Below are 25,759 nucleotides of genomic sequence, written 5' to 3' on the forward strand. Positions count from 1 at the left end.
TAAATCACCCACTTAACGACTTATTAAGTTTACACCTTTATTTTGGCACGTTACTCGCCACGACTGATTTGGCGTCATCTGTCCGATTCCACCAACCGCCTCCCAATGCCTGAAATAACGCTGCGGTGTCAGCAAAACGGGCCGCTTGCGCCTGCGCCAGATTGATAATCGCTTGCTGATAGATTAGCTGCGCGGTCAACAGCGTTTGCGGACTGGCTGCGCCTAGTTGCACTGATTTTCGAGAAATTTCCAGACTTTGCGCTGCCGCCCGTTCTGCCGCCAATTGCGCTTTAAGCGTTTGGGCGTCATATTGAAGCGCGCGCAAACTATCGGCAACATTTTGAAAAGCAAGAATCACAGTACTACGATATTGCGCAGCAGCTTGCTCAAACAGCGCCTCAGAGGCCCGCTTTTTATGGAGCAGCGCGCCGCCCGAAAACAACGGTTGCGTCAGTCCTCCGGCTAATCCCCAAAATCCGGTTCCACCCGTAAATAAATTACCGAGCTGACTTGCCGAACTCCCGATATTGGCACTCAACGTTATTTGCGGCAGCATATTTGCTGTCGCCACGCCTACCGCCGCTGACGCCGCATGCAACTGCTCCTCTGCAGCACGCACGTCTGGTCGTTGCCGTACCAGATTTGATGGCAGACTCACTGGCAATTGCTGAGGCAAACTTAATTGTGACAAAACGAATTTTTCATCCAATTCATCACTTGGGAAGCGCCCCGCCAACGCAGTCAATCGATCACGTTGCTGAGACAATGCATTTTGTAAAGGAGGCAAAGTAGCCTGCGTCTGCGCCAGTGCCGCATTTTGGATAGATACGTCAGCCAGCGCCACATCACCCAGTTTGTACTGACGTTGCAATAAATCCAGCAATTTAGTCTGCATGCGGATGACGTACTGGGCCGCAGCGATTTGCGCCCGTAAGGACGCCTCCTGAACAGCTGCTGCGACCACATTTGAAGTCAGCGTCAAATAAGCCGCTTCGAGCTGAAAGCGTTGCTGTGCCGCCTGTGCTTGCAAGTTTTCGACCTGACGCCGATTACCGCCAAAAACATCCAGGTTGTAAGACACATTGAGCTGTGCCGTATGCAGATTAAAGACCGGCGTTTCCGACTGAATCGGCGTCGTCGGCACCTTCTGACGCGTCGGCGTGAAGCTCGCATCAACAGTCGGGAAAAAGCTTCCACGCTGCGCCGCGACTTGCTCTTCCGCCGCCCGCAAAGCAGCTTGCGCCGACTGCAAATCCGGGCTGGCCTTCAATGCCTGTGCAATCACCGTATTCAAGGGCGCTGACTGAAATAACGTCCACCATTGCGCCGGAATATCCATACCGGCTACAAATTGCTGTTCGGTCCCACCCATTGTCTCGGCAGAAACGGTTTTAGTTTGTAAAGGCTCTTTGGAATAGCCTTGCACCGATGGTGCGTCGGGCTGCCTAAAGTCAGGGCCAACTGCGCAACCGGCCAACACCATGGCGACTGCCAATAACGGAGGACTTGCGAGAGACTGCAACGTACATTTTTTCATGATTTAACCTATTCAATCTTTGGCCGTACTCCGGCTCAACGATCTATTTTTGTTAATCGACTAGCGGCCATCGGGAGTCGGACTTACCCCTTTACGACGTTCTATCCAACGCTCCAGAGCGAAATAGAATGTGGGCAAAATAAACAGTGTCAACAGCGTCGCGACCACCAATCCACCGACAACGACCGTGGCCAGGCCGCGCTGTACATCGGTGCCGACACCGGTTGCCAGCGCGGCTGGCAACATGCCAACCGACGCTACGGTTGCAGTCATAAGCACCGGGCGGAAACGTTCAGAGGCGCCCGCCAAAACCGCCTCCATTAACATCACACCTTGTTGTCGCACCCGATTGATGTTGGATACCATGATGATGCCGTTTTGTACCGCAACACCAAATAGAGCGATGAAGCCGACGCCGGTCGCAACGTTAATAGTATTGCCAGTGACACGCAATGCGATCAGGCCGCCCAGTGCGGCCAGCGGCACTACACCCAGAATGAGCATGGCTTGGCGCAATTTGCCAAATCCGGCATATAAAATAAGCGCCATCAAACCCAGTACCAGACCGAAGACCACAATCAGACGTGCTTGCGCCCGCTCCTGATTTTCAAACTGGCCGGCCCATTCCAGACGATATTTGGAATGATCAAACTGCACATCACTAGCGACCCTGGCTTGCGCATCTTTATAATAGGAAAGCAAATCACGATCTGCGTAATCAAGTCGAACGGTCAACTGTCTGTGCGTACTTTCATGCGTAATAGTACTTTCGCCTGTTCCAGCCCTAATATGCGCCAATTGAGAAAGGGGAATGCGCGCGCCGCTGGATGCCGTAAGGAGCAAGTTTCCCAGTGCCTCGGACCCATTCCGACTATCCTTGGGGAACCGAACCGTCACGTTATAGATACGATCGGCAACATACATCTGCGTCACCGGCGCGCCTCCGATACCGGTCTGTATCAAGTTAGAAATATCGGCAATATTAATACCGAGACGGGCAGCGGCAGCCCGATCAATATCAATCACCATCTGTGGGATCGGTGGTTCCTGAAAAATCGATACGTCAGCACTTCCTCGTACGCCGTGCAGAACGTCAACAATGTTATTGCCGATGCGACGCAACTCTTTGAAATCTTCACCATAGATGCGAATCACCAACGGACTATGCGCGCCACCCACCGCGTCATTAACGCCGTCACTAATCGGCTGACTAATACCGATAGAAAAGCCAGGCAGCTGCACTAGCCGTGCGTTGAGACGTCGAACAAAATCGGCCTTATTTTCTCCAGGAGGCCAGGTGTTATATGGTTTCAACCCCACCGGCACTTCCATATGCGACGGCGTCCATGGATCCGTACCGTCATCACTACGACCAAGCTGCGTGACGACATAAGAAACTTCAGGGAACGATAGCAGCGTACGCCTTAATTCGGCCGCCATTTCGCTGCCTTTTTCCAGCGACAATCCAGATGGCATCTGGACTTGCAACCAAAGCGTCCCTTCATCCAGCTGCGGCATGAACTCGCGCCCGGTAACAGCACCTAAAGCAATCACACCGACCAATGCCACCACACCAATCACATACGCAATCGATGGATTGTTCAACATACCACCAAGTGTATTTCGATAACCTGTACTTAACCATTCGAGGGGCTTGTTATGAAATATTTTGCGTGGCTTTCGCAACGCCATATAGGCCAATCCAGGCACCAGAACGATGCTACAAATAAGCGCACCGATCAGCGCGTAGCTGACGGTGAACGCCATTGGTGATAACAGCTTTCCTTCAGCACGTTCAAACGCGAACAACGGCAAATACGCACTAATAATAATCAACGTCGCAAAGAAAATCGGCTTGATCACTTCGGTGGTCGCTGCACGAACTTCTATCTCGGTTAGCTCTTCAGTTGGCTTGGCCTCGCGCCGCCGCAAAATCGCTTCCGTCACAACAATTGCACCATCCACAATGATGCCAAAATCGATTGCGCCCAACGAGAATAAATTCGCTGGCATTTTGGTCAAATACATCATAATGAAAACAGCTACCAACGCCAGCGGAATCGTCACCGCTGCAACCAGCGCACTACGCGGACTACCAAGAAATAAAATCAGCACGATACATACAAGGCCAATTCCCTCCAGCACCGTGTGGCTGACTTTATGGACGGTCAGTTGAATCAGTTCATCGCGATCAATATAAGGAACAATTCGCACCCCTTGCGGCGCCAATTGTTTCTGTAACTGTGCCACTTTTGTATGCACATCCTTGATCACTTCGGACGCATTTTGATATTTCAATAGCTTGACGATGCCTTCAATCGTATCGGGATTGTTGTCCTTGCCAAGAATTCCCTGACGTTCTTGATGACTGTATTGCAGTTTGCCGAGATCACGCACCAAAACCGGCACACCGCTGACTTGCTTGACCACGACATTGCCAAGGTCCGTCAAGCTGCGCATCATCCCCAGTCCACGTACGACATAACCCTGCTCACCACGGGAAATACGACTGCCGCCTGCGTTGGCGTTATTGTTATTGATCGCAGTGGTCACGTCCGGTAGCGAAACGCCAAAGCGCTGCAATTGATTTTGATCAATCTCAAGCTGATATTCCATCGTCATGCCGCCAAAATTGCCCACATCCGCAATACCTGGAATCTGCCGTAATTCGGGGATGACGATCCAGCGCTGAATCTCTGACAGTTCCATCAAATTCTTGCTATCAGACTCAAGCGTGTAGCGATAAATTTCGCCCGAAGGACCGCTGACCGAATCCAGAGTTGGTGTAATCCCTGTTGGCATTGTTACCAGCGCGATGCGCTCAGTGACGCGCTGACGCTCCCAGTAATCTTCAGCACCATCTTTAAACGTCAGTGTAATCAGGGATAAGCCAAATGTGCTGGACGAGCGTATATGTACCAAACCAGGCGTGCCGCTCAATTGACGTTCTAGCGGTATCGTGATCTGTTGCTCAATTTCTTCCGCAGCCAGACCGGGCGCCTGGGTCGTCACCTGTGCGGAGACATCGGACAGTTCAGGATAAGCTTCTACCGCCATACGGGTCCACGAATAATAGCCAAACAGCGCCACCAAAATCGTCACCAGAATCACTGCATAGCGCTTTTGCAGGCAATAGCGGACGACGTTATTAATCATTAAGAAGCACTCCGCCCTTAGTCACAACCCGATCCCCGACGTTGAGGCCGGCTTGAATACGGACGCTGCTGTTTGCTTCACTACCCAGTTCAACCTTGTGCCTTACAAACGTCCACGGTGTCGTCTCGACGAAAACGGTAGTGTCATCGTTATTCATGAGTAATGCCGAAGTTGGCACTACTGGCGCGGATGTTTGAGCGACGGCGAACGACACCCTTGCAAACATGTTTGGCTTTAATTTTCCATCGGCATTAGGCATGCTGATACGCACCAACGCACGACGTGTATCCGGTTGCAAAACATCGCTGATAAAACTGACGCTGCCTTTAAATGGCATATCAGCATAAGCTGGCAAATGGATCGCCACTTGCTGTCCGGTCTTGATGGATGACACTAAATTTTCAGGCACATTGGCAGTAATCCAGACGTTATCCAGATTCGCTATTGTCATCATCGACGCGGTTGGATCATTGACGCTTTGACCGACGCCGATTGACAATGCCGTGATACTGCCGGAAGTAGGCGCGACGATATTGAGGCGGCGTCCATTGCTATCTGCGCTTACCACACCCAAGGATTTCAACCGCGTATCAGCGCGAGTAAACTCAGCCTGCGCCTGAATGCTTGCGCTTTCAGCTTGCTCCAAATCCTTCGCCGCGCCTGCGCCAGCGTCTTGAACGCCGCGCTGGCGATCAACGATCTTCTTCGCCAGTTGCAAAGTATCGCGGGCCTTCTGTTGGTCCGACGCTGCTTGCGCAAAATCACCCGACGTCATCACCAGCAACAGCTGTCCTTTTTTGACATGATCGCCAAGGCCAACCTTTAGCTCCAACACTTTTCCCGCAACCGGTGGCACGATATTGATGGTCCGGGAAGGATCGGCTTCTACCTGCGCTGGCAATTCCAGAGCATGTGCGGTATCCATTGCCGCAACCAATTGCACGGTAAGACGGTCACGCAGCGGCGAATGCAAAGGAACTGAAATCTGATCGCCTTTTCGAATCAAATTAGGGATTGGCTCAGCGTTGGCATCTGCTGCATGGATAACACCTTTACTGCTTGACGTAATCCAAACGATTCCGGCAATAGCGAGGACACCGATTGCGAGAATACAAACATTTTTTTTTCTAGGCAGGATAGACTTTTGCATGATGGTACTTATAGTAAGAATCGTTGTTCGCTGATCGGGCTGATCTTCCCAACATCAATGTAATTCTGTTGCATTCGTCGCTTTATCAGGTGTTGTAAAAAGAATGCGACATCAATGTATGGCTTCAGGGCTTGGAGGGTTGATCAACTCTCGTGGCGGGAACCTTGCTGATCAAGGCAGATTTCAAAACGTCGGCCTGTCCGGTGTGCTGATCGACGATTTCAAAAACAATTTTTTCACTATTGAAAAATTGGTATAACTGCTCTTTAACATACGTATTTTTGTCACCAGTAACATCTAATGACAAAGATGAAGCCGCTTGTAGATTGGAACTTACAGTGTGCGTACCGGAGCTGGTTTCCATCACCAGATAGGTCATCGGAGCCAAATTGGCGATCCATTTACCATCCAAAAAAATCTCAGTCTTTTGTTTCGGCTCCATTGTTCCGGGCCGTATCAGATAAATTTTCCCTAAGCCGTTAGTCGGTGCCACAAACTGCTTAGCGTCGGCATCTTCACCTGATGTTGCAAGCGGCACGGTCACGCATTCAATCTGGTGCAGAAACCGTCGACACGGCACCAGCGCATCCTGTGCGTTTGCCGAAGATATCGTCATGCCCAGCGCTAGCAGGATGTAAATAAATAGGATGCGAGTGGAATAAGTCATTGAGTCGGAACTAGCGCCAGTAAGTAATATGGCACAGGGAACCTAACTAATTGACAAGATTCCTTGCGATTCCAGAAGGAACTACTACAGAATAACCACCGATCCTGTCAATAACCTGAAGGAAACCTGACAAAATCCTGACAAACAAAAGATAAGCGATCAATTGATGGTAAGAGACTAAATAGAACGCGGACGGAATGCAGATGCCAACATCGCAATCGAAGCAAAGCCATCCAGATGACCGCTGCCAATATGGATGATTGTGGGGCGACAGACCTGCAATTAGAGCAGCAATTTAGACTGCAACTAAGACTGCAACTAAGACTGCAACTTAGTGGGAGTGCCAAGAATAGGAAAGGGGAAAAGCACTGAGAATATGGTGCCGCATGTCGGTCCGGGTTCCACGGTGATTCTGGCCCCATGGTCTTTGGTAATATCGCGCACAATCGCTAATCCCAGGCCATTGCCAGCAATATTGTCATCAATACGATAAAAGCGCGTAAAGATTAACTCTTGCTCCGAGGCGGCGATGCCGGGCCCCGAATCCTCTACCGAGAAAATGCCGCCATCGTTGCCTTGTATCGTATTAACAGTGACAGTGCCGTTGCCAGGTGAGTAGCGGATCGCATTATCGATCAGGTTATCGATCAGATCACGTAATAGAAATGGATCTCCCATTACACGGGTTTTATGCAGATTAAAACCGATGTCGATAGCCTTTTTATCGGCTTCTTCGACGAAATGCTGAATCGACTCTTCCACCAGTTTATTTAATTCAATGACTTCCAGCCGTTCTTTTTCAAATTTTGTCGGCTCCGCTCTTGCCAAGGCTAACAACTGATTAGTCTGGCGGATCATCCGCTCGGTCGACGATGCCATGAGTTTGATCGAATGCGCGGTTTCCGGTTCGCTAGCGTTCTTTTGTAGTAACCATTCCAATTGCGTTCTGAATCCAGCCAACGGGGTTCGTAACTGGTGCGCGACATTTGCCAGAAAATGTTGCTGTCGCTGAGCGCCGTTTTGCACCTTGTTGAGCAAACCGTTGATAGCCGTCACTACTGGCCCAAGTTCCAGCGGCACATTGTTTTCATCCAACGCGGATAAATCGTCGTGGCTACGTAAATTCAAATCCAGCTGCATTTTTTTCAGCGGCAACAAGCCTTTGCTCACAGCAAACCAGATCGTCGCAATCAACATAATCGCTAATAGCGCCTCCAGTATAGAGAGCGCAAAAAAAATGACGGATCGAATATGGTTACGCTTACGTAGCGTTTCTGCGACGCCGATAAATACCTGCTGGCGCCCAACCGTCGTCTGGAGTGCCACTATTCGCACCGGCTCACCGCGCATTTGACCTTCATAGGGCGTAGGCTCGTTTAATGCTTTTTGCTGCGGCAGCGCCGGAAAATCCGCATCACCAGCGAGCAACTTCCCATCTTGGCTTCGCACCACCAAATAAATGGCGTCAAAGTGATCGACTCGCAATACTTGCTCAGCCTGTTGCGACAACGTGCTTTCTACCTGGCCATTCTTTTCCTGCAAACGGGGAACCATGGCCCAGCCAGCATCTGCCAGACTTTGATCGAAGGCAATTTGTGCAGGTACCCAAGCCAGCCAATAACTAAGGCCAGCGCCAACAAAATTCACAATGAGGAGCGGCACAATTAGCCACATCAGCAGGTTGATCCGAATACTGTTCATAGCTCGACTTTTTCCAGCATGTAACCGAATCCTCGTATAGTACGAATTTCAATTCCGGCATCCGCAATTTTCAGTCGAATACGCGAGATATAAACTTCCACCGCATTAAGGGTCAGTTCCGCACCCCAAGGTAAAATCGCATCAATGATCTGTTGCCGCGACACCACGCGGGACGCTTGTTGCAGCAGATATTCAAGGACTGCCCATTCACGTACCGAGAGTTCAATCGACTTACCATTGATTTTTGCTCTGCGGGACGACGTATTGAGTGAGAGTCCACCCAAATGCATCTCCAGCGGCTGTGGCGCGCTGCGTCGCAATAAAGCCCTTACCCGTGCCACCAATTCCTGTGTCGCAAATGGCTTCACCAGATAGTCGTCGGCCCCAATCTCCAGACCGTAGACCCGATCCTGGACGGAGTCGCGTGCGGTCAGCAACAACACGGGAATATGGCTGCCACGGGCGCGCAAGCGACGGACGACTTCAAAACCATCCATACCCGGCAAACCGATATCCAACACCACTACGGAAATCTCGGTGCGTTGTAACAGTGCGTCAGCATCGCTGCCATTCTGCACCACGTCAACGACCATTCCATGACCTTTGAATATCCGCAAAATGCCGTCGGCAAGTACTGAGTCATCTTCTACCAACAGAATGTGCATAATCTTATTTGCGAAGTTTGAATATGGGGCAGTAAATATGGGAAGCCGCAAGGAGTGCATCTACTAACCACATTATTTAGATGCCAATTCTAATCGGTATCGTTGATTGAAAGTGCTGCTCGGCTGCGTGATGACAAAACACACCCCCTAGTCGACGGCGCAACAGCAAGATTGAGCAAAAACTATTCGTTATAAAAAGCCATAAAATTATGTAGTATCGTGCGTGGCCGCACTAAATAATGGCCTAATATTAACTATTTATTGGAAAGACGACTCACGCTAACACGCTCCCCTGAGATTACGTGCGCGAAAAGAGTGGTTTCTGCAACGGGAAAAGGGAAGGCAACGCAAGTGAATCTTGGCCTGTTCGAAATACAGCAATGTCACCACGACAAAAGATAACCCGCCCCAGACTGGATAATCGTATTGACCTCCGATTGACCTCTCTTTTTTCATTAAATTGCAATATTGACATCGTCGTCTGCATCATGACTCTGCGCTATTAAAGGATAAAATTCATGACCGCTGCCATTGGTATTATTTCAACTATCTTAATTACCTTAGTCGCATTGCTACACGTCTATTTTCTAATACTTGAGATGGTGTTCTGGGATAAACCACTAGGACTGAAAACGTTTCGCCTGACGCAAGAATTCGCCACCGCCTCCAAGGCATTAGCAGCGAATCAAGGCTTATACAACGGGTTTCTAGCTGCCGGTTTGTTGTGGGGACTTTGGTTGGGACCAAACGGATTCTCGATCAAAGTGTTTTTCCTGCTATGCGTCATCATTGCTGGCTTATTTGGCGCAGCAACGGTGGGCAAGAAAATTTTGATCGTTCAGGCGCTTCCCGCCATCATTGCCCTAGCTGTGTTGCTGGCGATTTGATCCGTCCTTTGATACTTCTTTGGAGTAGCTCAACAGCTAACTCGGGCATCTTACCTGCATCAACCTTCTATCGCATCAAGCTTTGTTGGAGCTGCACTTATTGATCATCTCAGCGCCGATTTTTTGCGCCTCTCGCTCCGCGTCTTCTTGATTCGCAAAGACGTGCTCAACGGAAACCCGTTGATTAGGAAAAATATTATTCCGGTGCATGGGATTGGGTGACGGCGCAAAGATGGTTAGATATGCGGCCCAATGCTCGCTGTCAGGCAATAAGACGGCCGAATACTCAATTTCATACGTACCTAAAAGTTCGGATGGCATCGTAGTCTCCTCATTGTTAGGAATATCCTACCATGGAAAAAACAAGACTACTTTATCCGAGCTTGTCATAGCTACGCATCTGCATACTCTATTGTCCAGATTGGCATCCGCTTAAAAGGTTTGCCTAATGTTGACGGCCGTCAGTTTGCTTTTTTCTGCGCCAGAATCTTGCCAATTAAGCGTCCTGCAATCCACGACAATGCAACGCCAACACCAAAGATTGTCGAGTTTTCCCAAATGGTACTTACTATGAATGCCGGAAGTACTAGCTTATAAAGCAGCACAAACAAGCAGATCACAACCCACGACGCTATCTGTCCATAATATCTGGGATTGAGTGGCACTTTTTTTTGAATGGGCGGTGAATTTGCACCGCCTGTTTTGCCAACCAGATCAGCGCCGCATTGCGTGCATGTTAAATCGGTCGTGAGGCTTTGCGTCTTGCACTGATGACAAATCATGATTTTCCTAACGTTATTATTGGGAGTGCGCGACGCGTCTGGGATTCTAGCAATGCGCCCAATGTCTAGGCATGCACTGGCACGCGAATCGGGGAACGGCTAAGAATGGCGCTGAAAATGAAAAAGGCCTTTCCGAAGAAAGACCTTTTATATTCTGGTGGGCGGTGCAGAATTCGAATCTGCGACCCCTTGGATGTCGACCAAGTATTCTAACCAGCTGAACTAACCGCCCGTTTGCAACAGGACAGAATAATACAACAACACTCGCATCTGTACAACCTTATTTTAAAGCTTCTGGCAAAGATTGACCATCAACCACCAGAACGCAGGACTCATATGGCGCCCTACTATTAATTAGATGCAATTTCCGCAGGTAATTTGTGCCAGACGCTGAGGCCTCGAACCTCTTTGTCGATGGTCCCTAGCACACCCTCATGCAATTCAAGCTCGTCGACGCTGGCAAGACGAACGAAAATTTCCGCCAAAGGCGTTAATGGCAAACGCGCCCCATCTTCACCCTCTCCATCCTGGTTATCGCCAAAATCAATGCTAAAGCTATTCTGACCGCGCGTCATGGCAAGGTAAACTTCTGCCAGCAACTCAGAATCGAGCAAAGCGCCATGCAAAGTCCGATGCGCATTTGAAATGCCATAGCGATCACAGAGCGCATCCAGCGAATTCCGCTTTCCGGGATACATTTCCTTAGCTTGCACCAGCGTGTCGATCACGCCGTCAATCTCGCTACTAAAAGTTTCAAGGTCCAGGCGTTTAAATTCAGCATCCAAAAAGCCCAGATCGAACGGTGCGTTATGAATGATGACTTCTGCGCCGTTAATATATTCTTTCAGTTCGGCGGCAATCTGTCGAAATTTTGGTTTATCACTCAGAAATTCTGTGGTCAATCCATGAACTGCCAACGCGCCGTCTTCAGAGTCGCGTTCAGGATTAATGTATTGATGATAGTTATTGCCTGTCAAACGACGGTCAATCAATTCAACGCAGCCGATTTCGATGACCCGATCACCGGTGCGCGGGTTAAGGCCTGTGGTTTCGGTATCTAAAACAATTTGTCGCATAGTCACTTATTTTTAAAAACTGGTAAAGGTATACAAAAAGCCAAGATGGCGTTGTTACAATTTGATGGTGATCTGTATTGTCAGCAACGATTGGCGAAGTGGTCAGCTGCTACTAAAAGGTGTACAAAAAAGGACTGTCCGCAAATGCATGCCCTTGGGTGCATGTAGTACCAATTGGGGACCAGATCAACGACAAGACCTAGATATTGGGCAAAAAAAAGCCTGAACTATAAGACCGTCGTCACGCCACGGTTAGCCAGTTCATCAGCACGTTCGTTGCCAACATGACCTGCATGCCCCTTAATCCAGCGCCAATCCATTTGGTGCTGTGCTTGCGCGGCATCCAGAGCCTGCCACAGATCGACATTCTTTACCGGGGCTTTTGCTGCGGTCTTCCAGCCGCGCGCCTTCCAGCCATGAATCCACTCGCTAATGCCTTTTTGAACATATTGGCTATCGGTATGAACGATGACTTCACATGGCTTTTTTAGCGCCTTTAAGGCCTCGATGACGGCTAACAATTCCATCCGATTGTTGGTGGTATTGCGCTCGCCGCCGAATAGTTCCTTCTCGCTACCGTTGGCAATAAGTAATGCGCCCCAACCGCCAGTGCCAGGATTACCTTTACAGGCGCCATCGGTAAATATTTCTACTTTGTCCATGCTTGATATCTTATTCGTTAGTAGTTTGTTAATTGAAAAGAAAAAGAAATCTAAATTCTTTGATCTACAGCGTTATCGCCGTCTTAATTCTTACCTGCTTTGTGTGTTCTGTTCGTCGCCGGCACGCCGTTAGCCGCCTTGATCGCTTTTTTGCTAAACGCGGGACCAATCAGATGCATTCCTTTAACGCGCTTGATCGCTTGCACTATATACGTGGCACCAAAATATGGCCACCAACGGTTACCCGCTTTCTCCATAAATGAAAATCGGTTCAGCCATTTCGCGGTTGCGCAAGGCGGTGCATAACAACCGAAACGCCCGCGATTCACTTCCATGTTGAGCAACTTCAGCCAATCCTTAAGTCGGAGCAAGCTAATAAATTCGGCATTTTGCGGCAAAAAATGGGCGCCTGAAAGCCGACCGGTCGATTGCCGTATTCCCCATAGGCTGGCTGGATTGAAGCCACAAATAATGACTTGACCCTCGGGGATTAACACGCGTTCCACCTCGCGCAACACCTGATGCGGCTCGGCAGCAAATTCCAGCACATGCGGCAGAACGACAAGATCGAGGCTTTGCGAGGCAAATGGCAGGTCGGCGAAATCGTGGGCAATAACTATTTTTGATTGGCCCTGATTAGTCTCCATTCTGCCTTGTGTTTGGTCATGCGTCTGATCTTGGCCCGCGGCCTGCATTGACGTGGAATTATTGCAACTTTCGTTCCTATTTTGCGCCCAATTCTCCAACGGTTCACTATCACTTAACCACTTGTGACGCATTCGGTTCGCCCGCAAGGTATCCATTTGAGGCAAACCAATTTGCATCGCATTAAAGCCGAAAATATCTGCGGTCATCGCGTCCAGATGCGCCTGTTCCCAGGTAAGCATATATTGGCCAATTGGCGTTTGCAGCCACGGGCCGAGCGCTATAATAGACTTTTTTGAAGACGGATATTCCATGACTGCCTTGTTAAGTAACGCGTTGAGTGTAGTGGCGATTCCGGCTTTCAATGACAATTACATATGGCTTATACATGATGGATGTCACGCCGCAGTGGTTGATCCGGGTGATGCCGCCCCGGTAATCGCCGCGCTGGGCACCCTGACACTCAAACTTAGCGCTATTTTACTGACACATCACCATGCTGACCATGTCGGCGGGGTGCAAATTTTGTTGCAGCATGCCAATGTCCCCGTTTTCGGCCCCGCACATGAAGTCATTGCTGATGTTACCAAACTATTAAACGAAGGCGATATTATTGACGTTCCGCAACTGCCATTAACACTGTCAGTACTGGATGTACCGGGCCATACTAGTGGTCATATCGCCTATGTTGCGAACCAACAAAATTGGTTGTTTTGCGGTGACACCTTGTTTGCAGGCGGATGCGGACGCTTATTCGAGGGCACACCAGCCCAAATGGTGACGTCGCTCTCAAAGCTGAGCGCCTTGCCCGCAGAAACACAAGTTTATTGCGCACATGAATATACAATGTCCAATCTGCGTTTTGCGCAGGCAGTTGAACCTGGCAACGGAGCACTGACCCGTCGCATTGCGACAGAACAAGCAAAACGTGATCGCCAAGTCCCAACAATACCATCGAGTATTGGCGAGGAAAACGCCACCAATCCTTTTTTGCGTTATGGAGAGCCGGAAATTATCGCCAGCTTGCGAGATAGCGATCATCTTCCACATACCGATCAAGATAATCCCATCGCTGCGTTTGCCGCGCTGCGGCTTTGGAAAAATACTTTCAAATAATATGCTCCAAATCCAACAGCCGTCCTTTCGTCACGCCCCATGATCCAACGCCTTAGATTATCTCTTGCCAGAGGGCAACCGCCCTTAAAGTGACGGATTGTCGTCCTGCTGTAAGGTCTAGGTTATTAATTACGCTATTAATCAATCACTTATCTCCTTGAGAAAGCATAATTTTTGCTTGACGCGACAAAAGCTGCTTACGTACACTACGCTCTATATTTCTATTACTTGGCCCTACTGGCCGGTTTCGCAAAAAAGATTCCATGCCATTTAAATTCAAGACATTCGCGCTTGCTGCCATCGCTTTTTTCGGCAATCCGCTGCTGGCCCATGCTAGCGATATTTCTATTTACGCCCCCACTTTTAGTTTAATCGACCCCGCCAATCCAAGCGCTGGTGTGCTTGGTATGACGCAGGTCGACGTCTGGGCGAGAATACGAAAAGGTTTCAGCATTCCCGACCTGGACAACGCACAAGTCACCTCCCAAACTGAATTTTATAGCTCGCGTCCCGATTATTTTGAACGCACCACATTGCGCGCATCTCCCTACTTGTTTCACGTTGTACAGGAGCTCGAAAAACGCGGCATGCCAACTGAACTAGCTTTATTGCCGTTCATCGAGTCATCCTTCAATCCGCAAGCTTTTTCTAGCGCCAAAGCGGTCGGTCTATGGCAGTTCATGCCCGCAACAGGACGCGATTTCAATCTCAAGCAAGATATGTTTAAGGACGACCGGCGTGATGTTCTGGCGTCAACGGACGCCGCACTGACTTATTTGCAAACCTTGTTCGGCATGTTTGGCGACTGGCAATTGGCACTGGCAGCATATAACTGGGGTCAGGGCTCAGTCCAAAAAGCGATCGACAGAAATCAGGCGGCTGGTTTACCAACCGACTTTGCCAGTCTCGCCTCTCAAATGCCAGCGGAAACGCGTAATTACGTCCCCAAATTGCAAGCCGTTAAAAATATCATCGCAGCACCGGACGCATACAATATTGCGCTCCCGAAGATCGATAATGAACCGTACTTTGTAACCATTGGCAAAACCCGTGACATTGATGTCAAGGTAGCAGCGCAACTGGCAGAACTGTCGCTTGATGATTTTAAGGCGCTCAATCCGCAATTTAACCGACCAGTAATTATCGGTAGTTCGGACACCAAAATTTTGCTTCCGCAATCGAATGCAGAAAAATTTAAGAAAAATATTGCCCAATGGACGAAATCATTGTCCACCTGGACATCTCACACAGTCGGAAATGCACGCGAACGGATTGAGGCGATCGCCGCCAAATTCGACACAACACCTGCGATCTTGCGCGAAGTCAACCATATTCCACCGCGCATGGTATTGAAGGCTGGATCGACTATCCTGGTGCCTAAAACTGAAACACAAAATAGCGATATCACAGCAGAAGTCGCTGACAATGCGACGATGGCAGTGGCACCGGATATTCCAGAAACGCGCCGCATTTTCGTCAAAGTTGGAAAACGCGATACGCTTGCATCCATCGCAGGGCGCTACAACGTTAGTATAAGTCAGGTCAAATCGTGGAACAGTTTACGTCGCGATAGCATTAACCGCGGTCAAAGTCTGCAATTGCAGGTACCAAACCGACCCGGCGCCTCCAATGGCGGGGCCAAACGCGCTTCCACTGGAACGCAATATCATAAAGCCGTGTTGGTAAATAGCCGTGGTCAACGCACAGAGCGCATTGTAAAAGTAGCAAGCCCAGTGAGAAAAGGGAGTGCAACAAAACACAATACAGTCGTCGCCTCCAAAAAAGCACACGCAGCAGATGCCAAGGGTGAACTAATCGCGTCTAGCCGTAGCACACGGAAGCAGTAATCCTTATATTCCGATCAATACGCTTACCTATGCTGAGATAAACATCACGGGATAGCGCAAGATAATTCGCGATATAGCGGGGACTAGTTGCCGGGATCGTAATGAACCCCTACAATCTGGCCCAGTTCGCGTAAAAACATATCCGTTACACTGCGATTGATACCTTGGTATTTGTCATTGCGCAGGAACGCACCGCACAACCGCGCCGCCGTCACATGGCGCGCATATCTGGAGTCAACATGGCATTTCTGCAAGGAAAAAAAATCCTGATCACCGGCGTATTGTCGAATCGCTCAATCGCTTATGGCATCGCTCAAGCGTGTAAACGTGAAGGTGCGGAACTCGCGTTTACATACGTCGGCGAGCGCTTTTTAGACCGTATCACCAAATTTGCAGCCGAGTTTGACAGTAAACTCATTTTTAATTGTGACGTTGGCAGCGATGAGCAAATCAACGCATTATTCGCCGATCTGGGAAAATCCTGGGATCAGCTAGATGGTATGGTCCATGCCATTGGCTTCGCCCCGGCAGAATCGATAGCAGGTGATTTTTTGGATGGCTTGTCCCGCGAAGGCTTCAAGATTGCGCATGACATTTCCTCCTATAGTTTCCCTGCAATGGCCAAAGCAGCGTTACCAATGTTGCGTCCAAATTCGGCATTACTGACGTTGACTTACCTCGGCTCTGACCGCGTGGTACCGAACTACAACACCATGGGTCTGGCGAAAGCTTCGCTGGAAGCCAGTGTCCGCTATCTTGCAGAGTCGCTCGGCCCTAAAGGAGTACGCGTCAACGGTATCTCCGCCGGTCCGATCAAAACACTGGCAGCAAGCGGGATCAAAGGCTTTGGCAAAATTCTGGGCTTTGTTGCCGAACACGCCCCATTACGTCGTAACGTCACCCTCGAAGACGTCGGTAACGCATCCGCGTTCCTGCTGTCTGATTTGGCAAGCGGCATCACCGGCGAGATTACCTACGTCGATGGCGGCTTCTCAAAAGTCGTGGGCGGCATCTCCGAGTAAACACTTACCATTTTCTTAAAACATCAACAACGTCCGGATGTCTCGGACGTTTTGCTTTCCTCTGCGGCTGAAGGTCGACAAAAAAACAACGAACGACGGTCTTATAGGTTTCTGTTGAAGCTGTTTATGTGCAACAGCAACATTTTTCGTGTATCACGGGCGAAATTACTGTATTATCATGGGCTGCGTTGCAATATGACGCAAGCAACGATTAAGCGAGCAAGCAAGTTTAATCGTTAAAAACAAAAACAAGTAGCTGCGCAAGCCTAAGCATGTCTTCGTTCAATTTAGACATTGCATTGTAAAAGCCCTCCCGCCTTGTGTGTCGTTTAACTGACACCGTCCCGGCGCAAAGCTTTTGTGCCGAAATTTCTTTGTCGTTTCATAGTCATTTCGTTGGTTGGCGTTGCTTTTTTGCGTTCTCAGCATTTGTCACTTAGTTGATATTTGCACGATGACGCTGAACTTTACGAAAGAAATAAATGACATTTGAATCACTAGGCTTACACGCGTCCGTTATCCAAGCACTGACTGAAGCCGGCTACACAAAACCAACTAGCGTTCAGGAACAAGCTGTTCCAGCCGCTATCGAAGGCCGCGACCTAATGGTATCGTCGCAAACCGGTTCCGGCAAAACTGCAGCTTTCATGCTGCCAGCTCTGCATAAATTCGCGTCTGAGCCTGTTGTTGATCAAACTGGCAAAACACCAAATCAAGAAATGCAAGCATCGCGTTCACGCGGTGATCGCCCACGTTTCAAAGCTGCGCAACCAAAAATGTTGGTACTAACCCCAACACGCGAATTGGCACTGCAAGTAACGAGCGCTACTGATAAGTACGGCTCACACATGAAGCGCATCAAGGCAATTTCGATCCTCGGTGGTATGCCTTATCCTAAACAAATGCAATTGCTGGCTAAAAATCCAGAAATTCTGGTCGCCACACCTGGTCGTTTGATCGATCACATGGAATCAGGCAAGATCGATTTCTCGCAATTGCAAATTCTCGTCCTTGACGAAGCTGACCGTATGTTGGACATGGGTTTCATCGACGATATCGAAAAAATCGTTGCTGCTACACCTGAATCACGTCAAACCATGTTGTTCTCGGCTACGCTTGATGGCGTTGTCGGTAACATGGCAAAACGCATCACTAAAAACCCAATGATCATTCAGATCGCTGGTTCAGCAACCAAGCATGAAAACATTCAACAAAAGGTGCATTTTGTCGACGATCTGTCGCACAAAAATCGTTTGCTGGATCATCTGTTGCGCGACGAAACGATGGACCAGGCAGTTGTATTTACTGCCACCAAGCGTGACGCTGACAATATCGCTGACCGCCTGAACATCGCCGGTTTCGCTGCAGCCGCATTGCATGGTGACATGCATCAGGGCGCCCGTAACCGCACTCTGGACAGTCTGCGTCGCGGTCAAGTGCGCGTATTGGTAGCAACTGACGTTGCCGCACGCGGTATCGACGTCCCAGCGATCACCCACGTGTTCAACTACGATTTGCCTAAGTTCCCTGAAGATTACGTCCACCGTATTGGTCGTACTGGTCGCGCTGGCCGTAACGGTGTGGCTGTATCGCTGGTGAACCATGCTGAAAGCATGAACGTTAAGCGTATCGAGCGCTTCACAAAGCAATTAATTCCGGTCGATGTCGTTGTTGGTTTTGAACCAAAGAAAACAGCTTCTGCACCACGCTCAAACCACAAACCAGGTGGCTGGAAACCAGGCGACAATCGCAGTGCGCCAAGTAAGCCAGGCGGTCGTACGTTCAGCAAGCCAGGCGCTCCGCGTCGTGACGGTGCTGGCGCAGGTGGTGGTGCTGGCGGTGGTTACAAAGGTAACCGCACTAACGACAGCAGCACACGTCGCTCGTTTGGTGATCGTTAATTAGAGATTTGAAATTGGTTGGCAAGACAATCGCTTATTGATTGTTAAGCTACGCTAAGCAAGACGGCCATCGGATTTATTCCGGTGGCCGTTTTTTTATTGGTATTTGGTGTTTTAAGTTTGGTCGTCATTAATTCAAGCGACTTGCACTCTGAGGACCCTTGTCGAGGGAGCACTTCAGTTGGGTGCTTTTTATTGCTCCGACTCAACGCACCCACCAAGGAAGCATAACTAAAAAGAAGGCGATCTCTGAGCCGTAGTAATAAATACGACTAATGAAAAAGTATCTCCAACCTTATTTAACCCGGGTCCGTCCCGAACTCAAATAATCTGCAATTGAATCCTGTGTAACCTCGCCCAAATAACTACTATCGTGATCGATTACTGGCATCCAGCTCGTACTATGCTTATACATTTTGGAAAGCACTACGCGCAGGTTCTCATCCGGTGTTGCGCTAACGGGGAATGGCTTCAACTTATCCGAGCAAGCTCCTTGCGCACCGCGAGCATCCCGACGGGAGACAAAACCCATGGCATGATTGTCCACGTCGGTAACAGTGACGTAGCGATAATCATTTTCGTCCATTAATCCATAAGCATTTGCTAGCGTAGAGTCATCCCGCACGGTCGCAGAAGTCGTCGCTGCATCACCAGCCCGCACTAGTAACAGGCGTTTCAAAGTAGCGTCCTGACCTACAAATGATCCAACGAACTCATCTTTTGGGCGCGCCAATAGTGTATCGGGATGATCCAGCTGTACCAACTTTCCTGCACGGAAAATCGCAATTTTATCGCCAAGCTTGATCGCCTCGTCAATATCATGACTGACCATAATCACTGTCTTGTTCAATTGACGCTGCATTTGAAAAAACTCATTCTGAATCGACTCGCGATTAATCGGATCGACGGCACCGAATGGCTCATCCATTAGCAAGACTGGAGGATCCGCAGCTAACGCCCGAATCACCCCAATACGCTGCTGCTGACCGCCCGATAATTCGCGTGGATAGCGTTTTAGATATAACTTGGGATCAAGTGCTACCATCGCCATTAATTCGGTCGCGCGCTCACGGCAACGCTTTTTATCCCAGCCCAACAAGCGTGGCACGACCGTGATATTTTCTTCGATAGTCATGTTCGGAAACAGGCCGACCTGCTGAATAACATAACCAATGTGACGACGTAAGGTAACCTCATCGATACCGGTGGTTTCTTCACCATTCAATAAAACACGGCCGGAAGTGGGAACGATCAAACGATTGATCATTTTGAGCGTCGTGCTCTTTCCGCAACCGGAAGGTCCAAGAAATACACAAATTTCACCCTCGGCGACGGTGAGACTTACCTCATCAACGGCTTTTACTTTGACGCCATCTTTTTGGGTGAAGACTTTACTTAGTTTGTCGAGTTCAATCATTATTTCTGCATTCCTTTCGGTGTTAGTACGCGTTGAAGCCACTGCAGCAAAGCGTCGGCAACAATTGCCAGGACGCTGATCAATACCGCACCGACCACGAGTTTTTGCATATTACTTTGGCTAATCGCGTGCAAAATCAGCACGCCCAAACCACCCGCTCCGATCACAGCGGCAACTGCCATCACGCCAATATTCATGACGACTGCGGAACGGACTCCACCTAAAATCACGGGAACAGCCAATGGCAAATCAACCAGACGCAAGCGCTGCCAAAACGTCATGCCGATACCAATGCCCGCTTCTTTGACGCCGTCTTCAATGCCATCGAGTGCCAAATACGTATTGCGCATAATCGGCAACAACGAATACAAAAATACTGCGGTGATGGCGGGTAATGGTCCCAGACCCTGGCCAAAACGGGAGAACAACGGGATCATCAATCCGAATAACGCGATCGATGGTAACGTCAAAATGACGGTGGCCAATCCGAGCATCGGGCTGGCTAACCCACGGTGACGAATCATCACTATGCCAAGCGGAACGCCAACCAAAATGGCCAAACCAACGGCGATACTCACCAACATCAAATGTTGCAAAGTCAGATGTAAAATCTCAGGCCACGCGCCGGAAAGATAGTTAAATAAACTCATTTTGCATCCCTCACATCAAACCTTGAGCGCGTAAAAAATCGGCCGCAACCTGCGCTATCGGTTGTTGATCGATATCCACTTGCTTGTTCATGGCTGCCATTTTTTGCGTGTCGATAGTGGCCGACAAAGCGTTCAACTGTTCGGCCAGCTTTGGATTGGCGTCGAGTATTTCTTTACGAACCATGGGCGCCGCGGTATAAAACGGAAAGAAACCCTTGTTGTCTTCTAGCAGCTTTAAATTAAAACCACCAATGCGACCATCGGAAGAGTACGTAAGGCCAACATACAACTGATCGTTTCGTAACGCGGTATAGACCAGACCGGGATCCATCTGCTTGACCTCACTCCGGTCAAAATGCATGTTGTACAGTTCTGACATTGGGCCTAAACCATCTGAACGTGAGGCAAATTCAAAGTCAACCCCGAACAAATGTTTGCTGTCTGGATCGCGCTCGCGATCCGCTGCGATTCTGTCTACCAGATCTTCTATTGTTTTTATTCCTTCTTCCTCAGCGCGTGTGGCAGGCACTGCTAACGCGTAGGTATTATTTAATTTAGATGGTTTCAGCCATATCAAACCTTTGGCGCCGTCTAATTGTTTGACGCGTTCATAAGATTGCTCGTCGTCCAGCTTCTCGGTAATTTTGTTAAATACAATTAATGAACTGCCGGTATATTCCCAAACGATATCTAGCTGGCCGCTTTCTATCGCCTGGCGCATGATGGTGGTACCCAAGCCATTTTTCAGCTCAACGCTGTACCCTTTAGACTGTAAATACTGTTGCGTCATGGACGATAGAATTAACTGTTCGGTAAAGTTTTTACCGCCGACTACTAAGGGGCCAGCGATCGCGGCTGACGCCATTACGAGACTAAATATGCCGAACGTCATTGTCAGCAAATGCTTTATGCGTAAAAAATTCATTTTTTTCTCCTTCTTAAAAGATGCTGATAAACCGCATCTGAATCTCTGCGGTAGCAATGTCTGCGATATCGTTTATCGCAATAGACCGCGTTTGCTGAGATAGGCGTTGCTGCCGATAGAAACGATGGCATCAAGTATCAGCGCCAGTACTGCCGTGGCGGTGGCACCAAGCAATAGTTGATCCTGGTTGTTGAGATAAATGCCGGGGAAAATAATGCTACCGAGACTTTCGCCACCAATCAAAATCGATAGCGGTGCGGTACCAACATTAATGGCTAAGGCGGTTCGGATACCACCGACAATAATCGGAATGGCATTTGGCAACTCGACCCGGAACAAGATTTGGTAGGGCTTCATACCGACACCCTTAGCCGCGTCGCGTAACGAGGGCGGGACTTGCTTCAGCCCTTCGTACGTATTGCGTACTATGGGTAGTAATGAGGCTAGCCATAAAGCAATGATTGACGGTTTATCACCGATGCCGAAAAACGCTAACGCAAGGGCCAATACGGCGATCGATGGAATGGTGTTGCCGATATTAAATATCTGCATGAATTTTTCAGCGTGGCGCGCGAATAGAGGGCGGCTAAGTAAAATTCCTGCGGGCAGACCGGTCACAAGGGCCAACAACATCGACCAGCCAACTAGTTGCATGTGCCGCATAGTGTAATAGATCAGATCACCTTGATAACGCTCAATGGCGTCGGCACCGACCGTCCAGCCGATGCCCGCCACGGCCAATATAGTGATGGCTGTGCCGACGATGGCATTACGATAGCGATTCGTCATGTTTTACTCCATTTCTGCCGCACGAGTTCAAGGCACAGAAAATACCTGCACACACAATGACGCGCGAGCATGACAAACAAAGCTGTCAATTTATTTATCCCATTCCGTATCCTGAAAGGACTGTTCAGAATGGGTCGACTGCCGCATTGGGGCGGCAAACTGAATGCAGGGATAACCCCACGTTTGATGAAACTCCAACATTTATCGGAGCAATAGACGACCCACTGATGCAGGTCATGAAGCTTCACTGCGCCATTTTGGGGTGGCACAATGTTTCAAAGAGGCACTAGTGTAATGAATTTTCTTGATGAAGTCTAGTAATGATTTTTACCAAACCTATTACCGAAATGTCTATTGACCGCTAAAACTACTATTTTCAGCGTAAAATTTGGAAAAAAGAGAATGGGCAGAGCAGAAAAGCAGAGAACAAAATGAATACGCGTTTATATTTTATTCGTGTTTCTTAACAAAGTCAGTCTGCGACGGCCAAAAGCGCAACCACACACTGACTATTGATGCGTATCGGGCTATCAGTATTAAGCTAAGCGCAATTGACTTGCGGCTAACGCTAATGCAGTAATGCGCGCCCAATCACCCGATTCCAAAGCATCCTTCGGCGTCAACCACGATCCGCCAACACATGCAACATTTTTGCACGCCAGGAACTGTGCGGCAGTTTGTTGCGATATGCCGCCAGTCGGACAAAAAACAACATCACTCAAAGGCCCTGCAATCGCGTTCAACATCCCTACGCCACCTGCTGGAACTGCCGGAAACAGCTTGAGTTGACGAAATCCGGCTTCACGCGCCGCCATCACTTCCGAAGGAGTCATCACCCCCGGCAACAATGGCAAGCCGCTCGACTTTGCCGCAGCGATGAGAGATGAGGTCAATCCGGGGGATACACCGAAAACGGCGCCAGCATCACGCGCCGCAACAAATTCGTCCGGATGGGTGAGTGTACCGACGCCAACAATTGCTCCTGGCACTTCGGCCATTGCGCGAATCGCTGCCAGCCCATGAACCGTGCGCAGCGTTACTTCCAGCACACGGATGCCACCGGCAACTAACGCCTTTGCTAATGGGACGGCATGGGCAATATCGTCGATTGCGATCACCGGAATCACTGCAGAAGTGCGCATGATGTCCAGCACTTCGTTGTCATACAAATATTTGGAAGATGTCATATCGTTGCTTTCTTATGTTCGTCAAAACTACGTATTTTTCGGCTACCTCATTTAAGCAACCGTAATAATCTTCATGATCTTAATAAGATCATGAATCTCAGACTTAGTTAGAAACAGCTGCCACCAACTCACGCACAGGAGGTAAGTCAAAACAGGTTGCGCCCTCCTCAGCCGCGCTCACCGTGTTGCGGAACATGGCAAACAATTCGCGCCCCATGCCGACTTGATTAGCGTCCAGATTGACCAACTGCAATTGACGTTGCGCCCACTCGGCGGCTGGCACGATCGCCTCAAGTATACCGTGCTCTGCGTCCATCTTGATCATGTCACCGGTACGCACCAGCGCCAATGGCCCACCGGCCGAGACTTCTGGTGTTACGTGAATTGCTGCCGGCACTTTGCCCGATGCGCCCGACATACGACCGTCGGTAACCAGCGCCACGTGACGCCCCTTGTCTTGCAGCAGGCCCAACGCAGGTGTGAGTGCGTGTAGTTCTGGCATACCGTTGGCACGCGGCCCCTGAAAGCTCAACACAGCGACAAAATCGCGGTCCAACTCACCTGCACGGAAGGCTTTCATAAACGCCTCCTGTGAGTTAAAGACAATCGCGGGCGCTTCTACAATCCAGTGCTCTTTCTTGACTGCTGAAATTTTGATCACTGCACGGCCCAAATTACCGGTCAGCAAACGTAAACCACCGTCTGCGGCAAACGGTGTGGCGGCAGGTCGTAATACCGAGTCATCACCGCTTTTTTCCGGAGCAGGTTTAAATACAACTGCGTTACCTTCTAAAAATGGCTCTGCGCAATGCGCGCGCAAACTGTCTCCGAGAATCGTCGTTACGTCTTCGTGCATCAGGCCAGCATCAAGCAACTCGCGGATCACAAAACCGGTCCCACCAGCAGCATGAAAGTGATTGACGTCTGCATCACCATTCGGATAAATCCGCGTCACCAATGGAACCACGGCTGACAACGCATCAAAATCATTCCAATCAATAACAATCCCCGCAGCTTTAGCAATCGCCACCAGATGTAATGTGTGATTGGTCGAACCGCCGGTTGCTAACAATGTCACGATGGCATTCACAATACTCTTTTCGCTAACCACATACCCGACCGGGCGATAGTTGCCGCTGTGATCAGTAATCTTCAACGCCTGACGCCCTGCTTCGGCGGTCAGCGCATCACGTAATGGTGTATTCGGGGTGATAAAAGCAGAGCCAGGCAGATGTAAGCCGAGCGCTTCCATCAACATTTGATTACTGTTGGCGGTGCCGTAAAAAGTACACGTGCCGGCGCTGTGATAGGACTGGGATTCAGCCTCTAGCAAACCTGCCCGATCAACTTTGCCTTCCGCATATAACTGGCGAATTTTGACCTTTTCTTTATTCGACATCCCACTGGTCATCGGACCACCAGGAACAAAAATCGCTGGTAGATGTCCAAAATGTAATGCGCCAATTAACAGTCCTGGCACGATTTTGTCGCAGATACCCAGATACAACGCGGCATCAAACATGTTATGCGACAGGGCGATAGCCGTTGCCATGGCAATTGCATCACGTGAAAACAATGACAACTCCATACCAGGTTGCCCTTGTGTCACACCGTCACACATTGCAGGCGTTCCACCGGCAAATTGCGCTACGCCACCCGCAGCACGAACGGCATCTTTAATAATTTTGGGGAAATTTTCGAACGGCTGATGCGCCGATAGCATGTCGTTATACGAAGAAATAATCGCAACAGAAAGATCTTTATCCTGTTTAAGTCGTAACTTATCGTTCACCGGAAAGGCGGCAAATCCGTGCGCAAGATTGGTACAAGATAACGCACCGCGCTGTACATCTTGCCGACGCGCTATCTCGATACGCTCCAGATAGGCACTGCGATAAGGTTGGCTGCGCGCGATAATTCGCTCTGTTACTTTGGCAACGCTGGCTAGAACGGACATGTTTTAATCCTCGAAAATAA

At 49.4% G+C, this 25,759-nt stretch carries 22 protein-coding genes and 1 tRNA gene; 6 read left to right on the forward strand and 17 right to left on the reverse strand.

Translation table 11 applies throughout. The annotated features are described in order from the left end of the window. Positions 1 to 37: 37 nt before the first annotated feature. The 6 genes from ACXX82_RS04895 to ACXX82_RS04920 form a co-directional block, all read right to left on the reverse strand. Positions 38 to 1,537 carry an efflux transporter outer membrane subunit gene (locus tag ACXX82_RS04895; protein ID WP_458562530.1) on the reverse strand — a complete coding sequence of 500 codons (1,500 nt, stop codon included), beginning with the start codon at positions 1,535 to 1,537 and terminating at the stop codon, positions 38 to 40. Positions 1,538 to 1,597: 60 nt separating this feature from the next. Beyond that, complete coding sequence (locus tag ACXX82_RS04900) at positions 1,598 to 4,693, reverse strand: efflux RND transporter permease subunit (protein ID WP_458562531.1); 3,096 nt, start codon at positions 4,691 to 4,693, stop codon at positions 1,598 to 1,600. Then, complete coding sequence (locus ACXX82_RS04905; RefSeq protein WP_458562532.1) at positions 4,686 to 5,843, reverse strand: efflux RND transporter periplasmic adaptor subunit; 1,158 nt, start codon at positions 5,841 to 5,843, stop codon at positions 4,686 to 4,688. Before ACXX82_RS04905 ends, ACXX82_RS04900 begins: the two co-directional genes overlap by 8 nt. Before the next feature lie 124 nt (positions 5,844 to 5,967). Further along, on the reverse strand, positions 5,968 to 6,510 hold the full coding sequence (locus ACXX82_RS04910; RefSeq protein ID WP_322232463.1) for a hypothetical protein: 543 nt from the start codon (positions 6,508 to 6,510) through the stop codon (positions 5,968 to 5,970). 318 nt (positions 6,511 to 6,828) lie between these two features. Further along, on the reverse strand, positions 6,829 to 8,211 hold the full coding sequence (locus ACXX82_RS04915; RefSeq protein WP_323507044.1) for a sensor histidine kinase: 1,383 nt from the start codon (positions 8,209 to 8,211) through the stop codon (positions 6,829 to 6,831). Continuing rightward, positions 8,208 to 8,876 (reverse strand): response regulator transcription factor, encoded by a 669-nt coding sequence (locus tag ACXX82_RS04920; protein WP_322232465.1) that lies wholly within the window; start codon positions 8,874 to 8,876, stop codon positions 8,208 to 8,210. The genes ACXX82_RS04915 and ACXX82_RS04920 overlap by 4 nt, the downstream gene beginning before the upstream one ends. Before the next feature lie 518 nt (positions 8,877 to 9,394). On the opposite strand from ACXX82_RS04920, the gene ACXX82_RS04925 reads away from it, so the two are divergent. Then, positions 9,395 to 9,763, forward strand: a complete 369-nt coding sequence (locus tag ACXX82_RS04925) for a DUF1304 domain-containing protein (RefSeq protein ID WP_322232466.1) — start codon at positions 9,395 to 9,397, stop codon at positions 9,761 to 9,763. Between the two features lie 75 nt (positions 9,764 to 9,838). Here ACXX82_RS04925 and ACXX82_RS04930 read toward each other — a convergent pair whose 3' ends face one another. The 5 genes from ACXX82_RS04930 to ACXX82_RS04950 all read right to left on the reverse strand — a co-directional run bounded on the left by ACXX82_RS04930 (position 9,839) and on the right by ACXX82_RS04950 (position 13,242). After that, positions 9,839 to 10,084: a hypothetical protein gene (locus tag ACXX82_RS04930; RefSeq protein WP_322232467.1), complete on the reverse strand. Its 246-nt coding sequence runs from the start codon at positions 10,082 to 10,084 to the stop codon at positions 9,839 to 9,841. Between the two features lie 616 nt (positions 10,085 to 10,700). Continuing rightward, a tRNA-Val gene (locus tag ACXX82_RS04935) sits at positions 10,701 to 10,777 on the reverse strand. Positions 10,778 to 10,895: 118 nt separating this feature from the next. Continuing rightward, positions 10,896 to 11,621, reverse strand: coding sequence for a DNA polymerase III subunit epsilon (gene dnaQ, locus ACXX82_RS04940; RefSeq protein ID WP_323507045.1), 726 nt, complete (start codon positions 11,619 to 11,621; stop codon positions 10,896 to 10,898). A 227-nt stretch (positions 11,622 to 11,848) separates the two neighbouring features. Continuing rightward, positions 11,849 to 12,283 carry a ribonuclease HI gene (rnhA, locus tag ACXX82_RS04945; protein WP_322232470.1) on the reverse strand — a complete coding sequence of 145 codons (435 nt, stop codon included), beginning with the start codon at positions 12,281 to 12,283 and terminating at the stop codon, positions 11,849 to 11,851. Between the two features lie 83 nt (positions 12,284 to 12,366). Further along, on the reverse strand, positions 12,367 to 13,242 hold the full coding sequence (locus ACXX82_RS04950) for a class I SAM-dependent methyltransferase (RefSeq protein ID WP_458562533.1): 876 nt from the start codon (positions 13,240 to 13,242) through the stop codon (positions 12,367 to 12,369). On the opposite strand from ACXX82_RS04950, the gene gloB reads away from it, so the two are divergent. The 4 genes from gloB (at position 13,241) to ACXX82_RS04970 (ending at position 18,814) form a co-directional block, all read left to right on the forward strand. Further along, positions 13,241 to 14,044 (forward strand): hydroxyacylglutathione hydrolase, encoded by an 804-nt coding sequence (gene gloB, locus ACXX82_RS04955; protein WP_458562534.1) that lies wholly within the window; start codon positions 13,241 to 13,243, stop codon positions 14,042 to 14,044. The genes ACXX82_RS04950 and gloB overlap by 2 nt on opposite strands. Positions 14,045 to 14,307: 263 nt before the next feature. Then, positions 14,308 to 15,891, forward strand: a complete 1,584-nt coding sequence (locus ACXX82_RS04960; RefSeq protein WP_458562535.1) for a transglycosylase SLT domain-containing protein — start codon at positions 14,308 to 14,310, stop codon at positions 15,889 to 15,891. 239 nt (positions 15,892 to 16,130) lie between these two features. Beyond that, the gene (gene fabI / locus ACXX82_RS04965; protein ID WP_322232474.1) at positions 16,131 to 16,913 is read left to right on the forward strand and encodes an enoyl-ACP reductase FabI; all 783 of its coding nucleotides are present in this window, start codon (positions 16,131 to 16,133) and stop codon (positions 16,911 to 16,913) included. A gap of 482 nt (positions 16,914 to 17,395) precedes the next feature. Beyond that, positions 17,396 to 18,814 carry a DEAD/DEAH box helicase gene (locus ACXX82_RS04970; RefSeq protein WP_322232475.1) on the forward strand — a complete coding sequence of 473 codons (1,419 nt, stop codon included), beginning with the start codon at positions 17,396 to 17,398 and terminating at the stop codon, positions 18,812 to 18,814. 295 nt (positions 18,815 to 19,109) lie between these two features. On the opposite strand, the gene ACXX82_RS04975 is transcribed toward ACXX82_RS04970, so the two are convergent. From ACXX82_RS04975 to ACXX82_RS04990, 4 genes are all read right to left on the reverse strand, one after another. Next, entirely contained in the window at positions 19,110 to 20,231 is a 1,122-nt protein-coding gene (locus ACXX82_RS04975) for an osmoprotectant ABC transporter ATP-binding protein OsmV (RefSeq protein WP_322232476.1), read from the reverse strand. Beyond that, entirely contained in the window at positions 20,231 to 20,881 is a 651-nt protein-coding gene (locus tag ACXX82_RS04980) for an ABC transporter permease (RefSeq protein ID WP_322232477.1), read from the reverse strand. The genes ACXX82_RS04975 and ACXX82_RS04980 overlap by 1 nt, the downstream gene beginning before the upstream one ends. A 10-nt stretch (positions 20,882 to 20,891) precedes the next feature. Beyond that, entirely contained in the window at positions 20,892 to 21,806 is a 915-nt protein-coding gene (locus tag ACXX82_RS04985; RefSeq protein WP_416186771.1) for a glycine betaine ABC transporter substrate-binding protein, read from the reverse strand. A gap of 72 nt (positions 21,807 to 21,878) precedes the next feature. After that, a complete protein-coding gene (locus ACXX82_RS04990; RefSeq protein ID WP_323507047.1) occupies positions 21,879 to 22,595 on the reverse strand; it encodes an ABC transporter permease in 717 nt (238 codons plus the stop codon). 69 nt (positions 22,596 to 22,664) lie between these two features. On the opposite strand from ACXX82_RS04990, the gene ACXX82_RS04995 reads away from it, so the two are divergent. Then, positions 22,665 to 22,811 carry a hypothetical protein gene (locus ACXX82_RS04995; protein WP_322232479.1) on the forward strand — a complete coding sequence of 49 codons (147 nt, stop codon included), beginning with the start codon at positions 22,665 to 22,667 and terminating at the stop codon, positions 22,809 to 22,811. 320 nt (positions 22,812 to 23,131) lie between these two features. On the opposite strand, the gene eda is transcribed toward ACXX82_RS04995, so the two are convergent. Continuing rightward, positions 23,132 to 23,782, reverse strand: coding sequence for a bifunctional 4-hydroxy-2-oxoglutarate aldolase/2-dehydro-3-deoxy-phosphogluconate aldolase (gene eda / locus ACXX82_RS05000; protein WP_322232480.1), 651 nt, complete (start codon positions 23,780 to 23,782; stop codon positions 23,132 to 23,134). A gap of 103 nt (positions 23,783 to 23,885) precedes the next feature. After that, positions 23,886 to 25,739 (reverse strand): phosphogluconate dehydratase, encoded by a 1,854-nt coding sequence (gene edd, locus ACXX82_RS05005; protein WP_458562536.1) that lies wholly within the window; start codon positions 25,737 to 25,739, stop codon positions 23,886 to 23,888. Positions 25,740 to 25,759: the final 20 nt, after the last annotated feature.

This window comes from Glaciimonas sp. GNP009 (assembly GCF_054343755.1).